Raw genomic sequence first — 12,658 nt, forward strand, 5'->3', positions numbered from 1 at the left:
CCGCCCCGGGAAAGATCAAGGGTCGTCGTCGTTGATGACACCGTTGGCCTCGCCCGGCGCGCCGACCACGGCATTGACCGGGTTGGCCGCGAGCCGCGCCACGAAGATCTCCTGGTTCTCGTGCACGAGGTCCTGCACCGTCGGCACCGTGATCACGACCGAGGTGGTGCCCGGCAGCAGTGTCCACGGTCCGACCGGCGCCGTGAAGTCGTCGCTGCCCTGCGTCGAGCCGGCCAGGAACTCCAGGTCGAAGGTCACCGGCACGATGGTCTGACGGTCCAGGCTCACGGTGAACGAAACGGTGCCGCCCTCGTCGACGGCCGCGCCTGCGGCGATGGTCAGCAGGGGCTGGTCGCCGTCGAGAACGCGACCAACGGCGGTCGGCTGCGCACCCGCGACGGCGTTGGTCGGGTTGACGATCGCGATCGTGAAGCTCTCGGACGCCAGTTCCGGTCCCGCGTCGTCGATCGTGGCCACCGATACCGTCACGCTCGACTGCCCCGCCGGCACGGTGTAGGGCCCGACGCCGGCGCTGACGTAGTCGATGCCCGACCCGGCCGCCGTGCCGTCACTGAACTGCACGAAGAACTGGATCGCCGCCTCGCTGGTCCAGGCCAGCTGGATGGTGAAGTCGATGTTGGCGCCCTCGACGGCGAAGGCGTCGGCAGCGAACGACAGGGGCGACGGATCGCCGTCGGTGATGGCTCCGATGGCCGTATTGAACCCGCTGAGCGTGGCATTGACCGGCAGGATGGTCGTCACCGTGAACGTCTCGACGGCGTTGTCGCCGCCGTCGCCGGCAATGGTCGGCACCGGCACGGTGGTGCCGGTGGAGCCGGCCGGGATGGTGAACGGACCCGTGTTCGCCGGGTTGATGTCGTTCAGGACGCTGGCCGACGCGCTGGAGAACTGCACGCGGAAGCTGACCGGCGCCGTCGAGGCGGCATCGATCGTCACCGGGAACACCGCGTTCTGCCCTTCCAGCACCACGGGCGCGGCCGCGATCGTCAGCTCGGGGGCGTCGACGATGGTCAGGTCCAGGCCCGTGACTCCGAGGGCCACGTTGGCGTTGGCGATGCTGGCGCGCAGCACCTCGTCGACCTCGCCGGCCAGCTGGTCGTCGAGCAGCGGCACGTTGAAGCTGATCGAGGACGTGAACGGCGGGATGGTCTGCGCCCCGTTCTGGGCGAAGCTGTAGTCGACGCTCGCGCCCTGCGAGGTCCCGGGCAGGAGCGTGAGCGTGAACGTCGTGGCCGACTGGCGCGGCGTCGTCAGGCTGACCGTGAAGACGATGGTGCTGCCCTCGTTTGCCCGGGCCAGAACGGCGCCCAGGTTGATCGACGGGAACTCGTCGTCGGTGATGGCGCAGAAGGCGTCTGCCTCGTCGGGATCCAGCTGTGCGTTGACTGGCGCCGACAGGTGCAGCACGAAGGTCTCGCTGTCGTCGTCCCAGGCGTCGTTGCTCAGCATGACCGGCACGTTCACGCTGCCCTGGCCGGCGGCGATGGTGAACAGCTGCCCCACCGCCGTGTAGTCGGTGCCGGCGCTGGCGGTCTGGTCGACGGTGTCGGCGCGGAAGGTCACGTCGCCGGTGCTGGTGACGGACGCACCCAGGCTGTTCACCAGGCGCACGGTGAATGTCGCCTGGGTCGCCGACTCGCCAACGGCCACATCGGCCACGGCCAGGAACGGCTGGTCGTCGTCGACGATGGTAGCCGTCGCCACGAGGCCCGCGAACCCGGGCTGGCTGCCCGAGTCGATGCGCAGCCGGAAGTACTCCTGCAGCGCCTCGGCCTGCGTACCGGCCTGGATCGTGATCGGGAACACGGCCGTGGTGGCATCGGCGGGAATGACCCACGAAGACGCCGTCACCGCCGTGTAATCGCTGCCTGCGGCCGCGTCCTCCTGGCCGGCCGGCGCACCCAGGCCGTCGCCCGCCAGCGTCGTGACCGCCAGCGTGACCGGCGCGTTGTAAGGCGCCTGCAGGCGCAGCGTGAAGACAGCCTGTCCGCCCGCCTCACCCACGGTCACCCCGTCCAGGGAGATGGCCTGCGGATCGTCATCGACGATGGTGGCCGTGACCGGCACGCCGCCCCAGTTCGCGTTGGCGCTGACGTTCGAGAGGTTCGCGGTGAACGTCTCGTCCGGTTCATGGTAAGGGTCGGCCAGCAGTACCACGGGGATGACCCGCTGCGTCTGGCCGGCCGCGATGAAGAACGGCGCGCTGATGCTCTCGAAATCGACGCCCGCCGTGGCCGTTCCGGCCGTCGTCGTGAAGGTGAACGTCACCGGAATCGGCTCGGCGCGCGGGATGGTGACCACGAACTGGGCCGCCCCGCCGTCCTCGCTCGCCGGTACCACGGCCACGGTCAGCGTTGTCAGGTCGTCGTCGACGATGGCGCAGTCCAGGCGATCGTCGTCGCCGATGATCGCGTTGGCCAGGCCCGTCAGCACCACTTCGAACGACTCGGGATCCTCGAGCAGGTTGTCGTCGATCACCTGCAGCGTCACCACGCGGACCAGCGCATCGCCGGGATTGAACGTGAGGTCCTGGCTCACGGCCGTGTAGTCGGCGCCGCCGGTTGCCGTGCCGTTCACCGTCGCCAGGTGCAGCCTCACCGGCAACAGGCTGGCGTGGTCCAGCACCACTTCGACGTCGGCCGTCGTGCCGGCCGCCGACTCGTCCAGCGACAACGTCGCGGCGCCGTTCGCCGGCCTGATGCGCGCGATGGGAGGCAGCGTGTTGTCGTAGACCATGACGCTGACATCGTCGATGGCCAGGCCCGGGCCGTAGCGCGGGTCGGTCGAGGCCGCCGTATGCGCAATGGTGACGGTCAGGTCGTCGGCGTCGTCCTCGTCGAGCTCGGACCACAGCCTGACAACCTGCTCGTCGGCCCAGTTCGCGGCCGTGAAGGTGAGGCTCGTCGGGATCACGTGGAAGGTCGGGTCGGCCGGCGTCACGGTCATGGAGACGGTCACGTCGGCGGTCGGCTGCGAGGTCAGGCTGAGGTGGTAGGTCTCCTCCAGCACGCCGGCCGGCGACTCCACCATCTCGAGCGCCGTCTCGGAAACGGCGACACCCGCGCGATCATTGTCGGTGATGGCCAGCGGCACCAGGCCGGGCCCACCCTGGCCGGCGTACGCGCCGTCACGGGACACGGCCAGCACCGTCAGCGCATCCTGCTGCGCGCCCTCGTCGAGCTGGTCGTCCACCGCGGTGATGGTGGCTGTACGCTCGAGCGCCCATTCGTCGTCGACGGGCGGGAACACGAGCACGGCCGGCGCGGCCAGGGCCTGCCCGTCATCGGCCGTCAATTCCACGCGCACCGTGTCGTCGGGCACCATCAACAGGCGCACCGTGAGCGTGCGCGTGGCGCCGCCCTCGGCCAGGCGCAGCGTATCGGTGGCCACCGTCATCAGCTTGCGCTCGGGATCGAACGTGCCCCAGTCGTTGTCCTGGCGGTCGCAGCCGGGCAGCACGGCAAGCAGCGCGGACAGGGCCGCCGCCACCGAAACCACCCAGGATCCGCGCTGCCGCAGGCTCACGTCCGCCACCCCTAGAAGAAGGCCAGACCCAGGGCCACCGAGGGCGCCAGGCCGTGCCAGTGATCGGTCCCGACCGGTTGCGCCCACCAGCGCACCGCTTCCACCACGCCGCACAGGCCCATGCGCACGCCCCGGCCCGCGGCCACCTCGCGCACGACCACCAGGCGCGCACCGGCGCCGAACATCTGGTACTCGCGGCCGAGGTAGGTCAGCACCTCGGTGCGGTCGAGCACTGCGCCGGCGCCCAGCACCAGCGAAAGGCTCATCTGCGTATCGCCGGTCGGGCTGAGGCGACCGATGCCATAGCCCAGCGTCAGGCGATGGAAGACAACGTCGCTGCTGCGACCCGGCGTCAGGCGCTGCGCCGTCGTGTAGCGGTTGCCGTCCCAGGCCAGCGTGAACTCGTGGAACGGCAGCCAGCGTTCGCTCCTGTCGAGGCTGCGCGGATAGTGACTGCGCCAGGCCATGGCCAGTCCCAGGCCGGCGTCCACGCCGAGCACGCCGCCAGCCGCTTCCGGAGCGTCGCGGAAGTTGGCGCCCAGCATCACCGGCACGGTGATGCGGCCCGCCAGGCGCGGGAACTCGGGCAGCGAGTCGGGACCGGACACGGCCAGCGCGGTGCCGGCGCGCACCTCCCACTCCGGGTTCAGCGTGTTGGCGATCTCGAAGTGGAGCCCGCCGCCCTCCAGGCCGCGGAACTGCGCAAAGACGAGGAATTTGTCGACGCCCAGGAGGATGTCGTAGCCGGGGTCGTGGTCTTCCGGTACGTAGCGCCAGTCGCGCACCTCGTACACCACGTCGACATCGGGATCGTAAACGATCACCTGGTAGAGGCCGTTTGGCACCAGCTTGGCGGCCGGCACGCGGAACTGGCCAGGGTAACCGCGATCGATGTCCGCATACAGGCAGCCACCCCCCTGCAGGCAGAATTCGACCTCGCCATGGGGGAAAAAGTTGCCGCCGGGATCCTGCACGCTGAAGCGAAGAAAAGCCGGCGGGGCGCCGTCGACGGTCGTGGCCCGGACCGCGTCCACCTGCGCAAAGACCAGCGCCGACAGCACCGCAACGGCCGCCAATGGCCCCATTCGGCGCCTGATCGCGTGGTGATGCGTCCGGGTGGACGGCGAACCCATGGGCTGGCCCTCGTCACGGCTGGAGTCGGGTGACGGGCCGCGGGGCAGGTTCGTTCCCGCCGGCAGCCCGCCGTGCAGGAGGGGATTTGCAAGGCCTATTCCAACCGGTCGGTGCGCAGGCAGAGCAGCCAGGCGATGAGTGCCCACAAGGCCACCCCGGCCGGCTTCACCAGGAGATGGGCGGCCAGTCCGTGGGCCTGCTCGACCCGCACCAGCCCGCGCGAGTTCAGCATCGCCGCCAGGACGACCAGCCCGACGAAGCCGCCGACGCGAACGATCGCGCGGGTCTCGCGCGAGAATGCCAGCGCCAGCACCAGCAGGCACGGGTAGAGCAGCATCTGGTGATGGGCCTCGAACACCGGCGACAGCGCCGCGCTCAGCGCGAAGCCGACGGCGACCAGGCGCAGCGAGCCGCGCTCGGCGCGCCCGCGCCACCACGCCACGGCCGCGGCCAGCGCGACGAGCAGCAGGTTGGCGCGGACGAGCGTACGGATAGATTCGGGACCCGCGTCGCCGGCCCGCGCCGCAGCGGCGACCCAGCTCGCGTTATTCAACTGCGTCAGGCCGTCGACCGTGCGCCGGTCCAGCGCCTCGCGGAACTGCGCCGGCGTCGAGCCGGGCGCAAGCGCGAACGACGCGACAGCGACCACCGCCACCGCCACCGCCAGCGGCACGAGCAGCCGCCGTCGACCGGACGCCAGGGCCGTGAGCGCCAGCGCCAGCGGCACCAGCTTCAGGCCGAAGGCCAGGGCCAGCAGCAGGGCCGCCGGCCACAACCGCCCGCGCCGGGCCAGGACCACGAAGCCGAGCATGAGCGCCAGCACCAGCGCATTGACTTGTCCCAGCGAAACCGTTTCCAGCGTGGCCATGGGGGCGCCGACCAGTCCCAGCGCCAGCGCCCACCAGCCGGGCGAACGGGCGCGCCCGATCGCGAGCACCAGCAGGAGCGGCAGCGACGCGCAGGCCAGGCAGTTGAGTGCGAACCAGGCCCTCTCCGCCGTGCAGGGCGACATCGCGGACCACGGCCGCAACAGCACCGCGAGCAGCGGCGTGTAGATATACTCGAGGGTCTCGTCACCGATGCACTCGGGCCGCGGCAGGTTTTCGGTGGGAGCGTAGACGGAGTTTCCGGCGGCCAGCTGGCGCGCGCCGGTCAGGTAGATGTCGAAATCCATGAAGGCGCGCGCCGGGGCCTCTGCCTGCCCACCCAGGCTGTCGGGCACCACGCGCGTGGCCCAGTGCGCGGCCACATACACGGCCACGAACGCCAGCAGCAGCCAGGGCCACAGGCGGGCGGGAATCGATGCACGGGAATGCCGGGACGGGAACAACGGCGGCCTTTCGCCGGTCTGCCCGCGAATGCGGGTCAAAGGCTGACCGGTAGAGTCCACGGCGATACCGGCGCTGTCAACGGATGATCGTCACCTGCCCACCGGCCCGAGATACCTGTCCAGCCACTGCAATGACTCGCGGATCATCTCGGTGCGCGGCACCGAATGCCCGCCGGGGAACACCAGCCGCTTCTTGTCCGCGGCCGGCGTGCCGAGCAGGTCGAACAGCGGCTTCTGCGAGGTTTCGGACGGGAAGAAGAAGTCGAGCTCGCCGTTCAGGATCAGGGTCGGCTGCTTCACGCGGCCCACGTAGTTGATCTGGTCGACCTCCGGCAGCGCGCGCTGGAAGCCGAGGCCGGCTACATAAAGGATGTTCGCCGTGATGCGCGGCTCCACGGCCGGCATGATGGCGCCCAGGCCACCGCCCCAGCTCAGTCCGTAGTAGGCCAGTCGTCCGGTATCGAGATCCGCGCGCGTCTCGGCATAGTCGATCGACCGGGCCAGGTCCTTGCCCCACATGACCACGTAGTCCTTGTAGGCGGTCGTCTCCGAGGCGTAGTCCGAAGTCAGCTCGCCGCCGCGCTCGAAGGTCCCCTTGAAGACCGGCCACAGGACGGCGCGCCCGTTCTTCACCACGAAGTCGAGCCGGCCCAGCTCCACCGACTCGCTGGAGCGCGTGCTGATGGCGCCGGAACCGGGGAAGAAGGCCACGACCTGGTAGGGTGGCGTGCCCTGCGCCGGCAGGAACAGGTAAACCATCATGCGCTCGCCGCCGTAGGCCGCGGCGAACGTGATCTTCTGGCGCATGCCTGTCGAGACCTGCTTCTCTTCCTCGATCCGGGCGTCGAGCGGGGTCTTGTCGTAGGCGAACTGGCGCAGGTACTGCGCAAAGACCTCGTCGGAAACCGGTTTCTCGGCGTAGAAATCGCGCGAAGGCCGGTCGACCACGCGTTCCAGCGCGGCCAGGTTCGGCTCGTCTTCCAGCAGGCGGATGCAGCGGAAGCCGTTCGTGGCCGAGCGATCGAACGGCGGCTGCGCGTAGGCGTCGACGAAGGCGTACTCGGGGTCGTTCCAGCCGCCACCCAGGATGAAATGACCCAGGCCATCGCCGCTGGCGTTCCAGACCCATTCGCGCGCGTTGCCCGCGAGGTCCGTCACCCCGTAACGGTTCTCGCTGCGCGTCGTGCCGACGGGGACCACGTGGTCACCGGCCAGGTTGGCCAGCGGTGCGATGCGGGCGCTGCCGACCGTGAAGGCGACCCGGTTCCAGTGGAAGATGGTGGGCAGGCGCTTGCCCGCCCACTCGGCGTAGGCAGCGGCTTCATACCAGCTCACGCCGGTGACGGGGTCATCGCCATGGCCATCGGGAAAGGCGCCCACTTCCCAGGTCGCGGGCCCCGGTTGGCCGGTGCGGTCGGTGAAGCGCGCCATGGCCTCGTCCGCGGCGAGCGTGCGCCTGCCGTCGACGAACGGCAGTCGCCAGAACTTCGCATCGCGGTAGCCGCCCGCGTCGACGAACTGCTGGTACTGGCGGTTCGTCACTTCGTGACGATCCATCGTGAAGGCGCCCATCGGCTCCGGCTTCAGGTGGTCCAGGCCGGGCAGGTAGAGTTCGAAGGAACCGCCGGGCACCCACGCCTCGTCCTCCGCCACCGAACCGGCCGGCTGGAAACCGTAGTGCACGGCATTGCCGACGAAGGGGGAATTCCAGAGGACGTCGGAGATCGGCTGCTGGCCGGCCAGCGTCAACTGGACCCGCGTGAACCCGCGCGGGAAACTGTAGTCCGTCAACGGCGTCGTCCCGAGCTCGACAGGCTCGGCGTCGGGTTCATCGTAGTAGCGCGCAAGCACGGTGGCGCCCGGCGGGTCGGAGGTGATCGTGATTTCGCGCATGAATTTCGGCCGCAGGCGCTCGAAGAGGGGATCGCCCGGCGCGGCCGCCTCGATGCGCCGGCCCAGCACGTAGGCGTCCCAGCTCTCGCGTCCCTCTTCAAGGCCCTGGATGCTGTCGACGATCCGTTCGAGCTCGGGCAATCCCTCGTTGCGGACCCAGCGCCCCTGCGCCGACTGCCGGTACCACCAGCCGCCCAGCACGGCGACCGCCACTACGACCAGCGCTCCGGCAAACAGCCATCGGCGCGGCGAGGACCGCTGCCGCAACGGAGCCGGCCCCGAAGCGGAACCGAGCGTGCCCTGCAGCGCGCGCAGGTCGTCGCGCAACCCGGCAGCATCGGCATAGCGCGCCTCGGGCTTCTTCTCCAGGCAACGTCCGATGATCCGCTCGAGCGGCGCGGGCGCCGCCGGTTGCAGCCGGGAGATGGGCGCCGGCGTGTCGCGCAGGATCGACGACAGCACCGAGACGCTGTTGTCGCCCTGGAAGGGACGGCGCCCGGTGGCCATCTCGTACAGCACGATGCCCAGCGAGAAGACGTCCGACCGCGGGTCCACCGCCTTGCCCTGCGCCTGCTCGGGCGACATGTAGGCGACGGTGCCGACCAGGCTGCCCTGGCGCGTCACCGAGGCCCCGGCGACCATGGTCGGCGCCTCGGGCTCGGCCATGATCGCCCCCGGCCGGGCCAGGCCGAAGTCCAGGACCTTGGGCCGGCCGTCCTGGTCGATCATGATGTTGTCCGGCTTGAGGTCGCGGTGGACGATGTTCTGCCGGTGGGCCGCGGCCAGGGCGTCGGCGATCGCCGCCGCCAGCTCCACCACGCGGCCGGGAGCCAGTCCCTGGGCGATCTCCTGCGTCAGCGACCGCCCGCGGATCAGCTCCATGGCCAGAAAGCGCAGCGCACGGCCCGACCCGGTCGCGGACGGCACCTCGTGCAGGCCGTAGACCGCGGCGATGTTCGGGTGGTTCAGCGACGCCAGCAGCTTCGCTTCACGCTCGAAGCGGGCCAGCCGTTCGGGGTCCGCGGCGAACGCCTCGGGCAGGATCTTGATCGCCACCTCGCGGTCCAGCGTGGTGTCGACCGCCTTCCAGACCACGCCCATGCCGCCTTCGCCGATGCGCTCGGCCAGGCGGTAATGCAGCAGCAACTGACCTGACTCGTGACTCACCCGGCACCTCCCGATGGCCTTCATGATAATGGCAATCTATCTCAATTGACAGCGAATTACCGACAACCCCGGTGGGTTGCAAATCCCCGCGCCAAGCCACTACGTTGCCGTTGTTCCGGACCTGCACCGGTTCCCAGCCAGGGAGTTCACGCCATGGAAAAGCCCGCACGCAAGCCACTGTGCCCCAATTTCTCGTCCGGTCCCTGCGCGAAGCGGCCGGGCTGGACCGTCGATGTGCTGAAGGACGCACTGGTCGGTCGTTCCCATCGCTCGAAGGAAGGCAAGGCGCGGCTGCAGGAGTGCTCCGACCGCATGAAGAAGATGCTCGAGCTGCCCGACGACTACCGCATCGGCATCGTCGCCGGCTCGGACACGGGCGCGGTCGAACTGGCGATGTGGACGATGCTCGGGCCGCGTCCGGTCGACATCTTCGGCTGGGAGTCGTTCGGCAAGGGCTGGATGACCGACGCCGTCAAGTTCCTGAAGCTGCCGCAGGTGAACGAGTACAAGGCCGACTACGGGAAACTGCCCGACCTGCGCCTGGCCGACCGCACGCACGACATCATCTTCACGCTCAACGGCACCACGTCGGGCGTGAAAGTTCCGAACTTCGACTGGATCGCCGCCGACCGCGAGGGCATCACCATCTGCGACGCGACCTCCGGCGTTTACGCGATGCCGATGGACTTCACGAAGCTCGACGTCGTCACCTTCTCGTGGCAGAAGGTGCTGGGCGGCGAGGCCGCGCACGGCGTCATCATTCTGTCGCCGCGCGCCGTGGCCCGCATGCAGGAGAACGAGCCGAAGGTGCCCTGGCCGCTGCCTAAGACCTTCCGCCTGGCCGCCGAGGGCAAGCTGAAGCCCGGCGAACTGGAGTACAGCACGGTCAACACACCTTCGATGCTCTGCGTCGAGGACGCGATCGACGCCCTGAAGTGGGCCGAATCGATCGGCGGCCTGCAGGGCCTGTACAAGCGCTCGAACGCCAACCTCGCCGCCTTCGAGAAGTGGGTGGAGAAGACGGACTGGATCGACTTCCTGGGCCGAGTCGAAGGAGATCCGGTCGAACACGTCGGTCTGCTTCAAGGTGAAGGCCGACTGGTTCCTGAAGCTGGCCGACGACGAGAAGGCCGCCGCAGCGAAGAAGATCTCCGCGCTGCTGGACAAGGAAGGCGTGGCAAAGGACATCAATGCCTACGCCAAGGCGCCGGTCGGCTTCCGCGTCTGGTGCGGCGCCACCGTCGAGTCGTCCGACATCGAGGCGCTGACCGCGTGGCTGGACTGGGCCCACGCGACCGTGGCCGCCGAGTACAAGAAGTAGTCCGCAAATCGCCGGGAGGCTCCGAGATGTTCAAGGTCCTGATCGCCGACAAGGCGGACAAGCTGTGCGAGACGGTGCTCCGCGACAAGGGCCTCGAGCCCGTCGTGAAGACCGGCATGACCCCGGCCGAACTGAAGGCCTGCATCGGCGAATACGATGCCATCATCGTGCGCTCGGCCACCACGCTCACGCGTGAACTGGTCGAGGCCGCGACCAACCTGAAGGCCGTGGCCCGCGCCGGCTCGGGCGTCGACAACATCGACGTGCCGGCCTGTTCCGAGAAGGGCGTGCTCGTGATGAACACGCCGTTCGGCAACACGGTCTCGACCGGCGAGCACGCCGTGGCGATGATGATGGCCCTGGCGCGCCACATCCCGCAGGCCCATGCCTCGACGCACGCGGGCAAGTGGGAGAAGAAGAAGTTCGAGGGCGTCGAGCTGACCGGCAAGACGCTCGGCGTGATCGGTTGCGGCAACATCGGCGCCGTGGTGGCCGATCGCGGCCTGGGCCTGAAGATGATCGTCATCGCCTTCGACCCGGTGCTCACGCCCGCGCGCGCGAAGGAGATCGGCGTCAAGCAGGTCACCCTCGACGAACTGTACGCCGCTGCGGACTTCATCACCTACCACGTGGCGATGAACCCGGCCACCAAGGGCATGCTCAACGCCGAGGCCATCGCGAAGATGAAGAAGGGCGTGCGCATCATCAACTGCGCGCGCGGCGGCATCATGGTCGAAGCCGACGTCAAGGCCGGCCTGGACAGCGGCCACATCGCCGGCCTGGCCTGCGACGTGTACGTGACCGAGCCGGCCACCGAGCACATGTTCTTCGGCATGGAGAACGTGGTGGCGACGCCGCATATCGCCGCCTCCACCAAGGACGCCCAGGTGACGGTGGCGCGGCAGGCTGCCGAGCAGATCGCCGACTACCTGCTCAACAAGATCAGGAAGCACGCCGTCAACGGGGACAAGGTGGCCTGAGCATGAAGAAACTGCCCCTGTTCACGCCCATCCGCGGCATCAGGCCTGCGCCCGGCAAGGCGCAGGATGTCATTGCGCCGCCGTACGACGTTCTCGACAGCGAGGAGGCGCGCGCGCTGGCTCAGGGCAAGCCGCTCAGCTTCCTGCACGTCTCCAAGGCGGAAATCGACCTGCCGCCCGGCACCGACGTGCACGCGCCGGCGGTGTACGAGAAGGCGGCGGCGAACTTCCGCCGGATGCTCGATGACGGCGTGCTCGTCCAGGACAGCAAGCCGTGCTTCTACGTCTACCGCCTGCAGATGGGCGACCACGTGCAGACGGGACTGGTGGTCGGCGCCAGCGTCGACGACTACGATGCCGGCCGCATCCGTCGCCACGAGTTCACGCGGCCGGTGAAGGAAGACGACCGCGTCAACCAGATCAAGTACGTGCGGGCGCAGACGGGCCCCGGCCTCATCGCCTACAAGCAGATCCCGGCTGCCGACGCCGTGATCCGCAGGGTGGCCGCCGGGCAGCCGGCGTTCACGGCCACCGGGCAGGGCGGCGTGCTGCACACGCTGTGGGTCGTGGACGGCGACGCCGACATCAAGGCGCTGGTCGAGGCCTTCGACACGGCGGAGACGGTGTACATCGCCGACGGCCATCACCGCAGCGCCGCGGCCAGCCGCGTCAAGAAGCTGATGGTGGAGGAGCGCGGCGCCGCGCATACCGGCACCGAGCCCTACAACACCTACCTGGCGGTGGCCTACCCCGTCGACGAGATGAAGATCTGGGACTACAACCGCGTGGTGAAGGACCTGAACGGGCTGACGCCGGAGGCCTTCCTGGCGAAGGTCGGCGAGTGCTTCAGCGTCGAGAAGGTCGGCGGCCAGGCCAGGCCGGCGGCGCGTCGCGAGTTCGGGCTCTACCTGGGCGGGCAGTGGTACCGGCTCAAGCCGACCGTGCCCACCCCCACGCGCGAGCAGGACCCGGTCGGGGCGCTGGATGTCAGCGTGCTGTCGGACCTGGTGCTCGACCGCATCCTCGGCATCAAGGACCTGCGCAAGAGCGATCGCGTGGATTTCGTCGGCGGCATCCGCGGGCTGGGCGAACTGGAAAAGCGCGTCGACTCCGGCGAGATGGCGGCCGGGTTCGCGCTGTTCGCCACGTCGCTCGACGACCTGACCGCCGTGGCGGACACCAACCAGGTGATGCCGCCGAAGTCGACCTGGTTCGAGCCGAAGCTGGCCGACGGGGTGGTTTCGAACCCGTTGCTCTAGGCCGAGCCCTGCGGGAACGGTGACAGGG

6 protein-coding genes and 1 pseudogene are annotated in these 12,658 nt (G+C 69.2%); 3 read left to right on the top strand and 4 right to left on the bottom strand.

The genetic code is table 11. The features are described 5' to 3' along the window. Positions 1 to 15: 15 nt before the first annotated feature. The 4 genes from IPG61_05490 to IPG61_05505 all read right to left on the bottom strand — a co-directional run bounded on the left by IPG61_05490 (position 16) and on the right by IPG61_05505 (position 9,070). Positions 16 to 3,546, bottom strand: coding sequence for a hypothetical protein (locus IPG61_05490; GenBank protein ID MBK6733531.1), 3,531 nt, complete (start codon positions 3,544 to 3,546; stop codon positions 16 to 18). A gap of 11 nt (positions 3,547 to 3,557) precedes the next feature. After that, positions 3,558 to 4,622, bottom strand: coding sequence for a hypothetical protein (locus IPG61_05495; protein ID MBK6733532.1), 1,065 nt, complete (start codon positions 4,620 to 4,622; stop codon positions 3,558 to 3,560). Positions 4,623 to 4,774: 152 nt separating this feature from the next. Then, positions 4,775 to 6,010: a DUF2029 domain-containing protein gene (locus IPG61_05500; protein MBK6733533.1), complete on the bottom strand. Its 1,236-nt coding sequence runs from the start codon at positions 6,008 to 6,010 to the stop codon at positions 4,775 to 4,777. A 90-nt stretch (positions 6,011 to 6,100) separates the two neighbouring features. Further along, positions 6,101 to 9,070: a protein kinase gene (locus IPG61_05505; GenBank protein ID MBK6733534.1), complete on the bottom strand. Its 2,970-nt coding sequence runs from the start codon at positions 9,068 to 9,070 to the stop codon at positions 6,101 to 6,103. 153 nt (positions 9,071 to 9,223) lie between these two features. On the opposite strand from IPG61_05505, the pseudogene IPG61_05510 reads away from it, so the two are divergent. The 3 genes and pseudogenes from IPG61_05510 (at position 9,224) to IPG61_05520 (ending at position 12,630) form a co-directional block, all read left to right on the top strand. Further along, positions 9,224 to 10,391, top strand: a pseudogene (locus tag IPG61_05510) (phosphoserine transaminase). Between the two features lie 26 nt (positions 10,392 to 10,417). Further along, complete coding sequence (locus IPG61_05515; GenBank protein MBK6733535.1) at positions 10,418 to 11,371, top strand: hypothetical protein; 954 nt, start codon at positions 10,418 to 10,420, stop codon at positions 11,369 to 11,371. Positions 11,372 to 11,373: 2 nt separating this feature from the next. Beyond that, positions 11,374 to 12,630: a DUF1015 domain-containing protein gene (locus IPG61_05520; GenBank protein ID MBK6733536.1), complete on the top strand. Its 1,257-nt coding sequence runs from the start codon at positions 11,374 to 11,376 to the stop codon at positions 12,628 to 12,630. Positions 12,631 to 12,658: the final 28 nt, after the last annotated feature.

It is taken from the genome of bacterium (assembly GCA_016703265.1).
Lineage (GTDB): Bacteria > Krumholzibacteriota > Krumholzibacteriia > LZORAL124-64-63 > LZORAL124-64-63 > CAINDZ01.

What these genes read in the sequence shown, in the direction of transcription:
- IPG61_05515 (MBK6733535.1), top strand. Translation starts at nt 10,418, where the DNA reads ATGTTCAAGGTCCTGATCGCCGACAAGGCGGACAAGCTGTGCGAGACG.
- IPG61_05520 (MBK6733536.1), top strand. Translation starts at nt 11,374, where the DNA reads ATGAAGAAACTGCCCCTGTTCACGCCCATCCGCGGCATCAGGCCTGCG.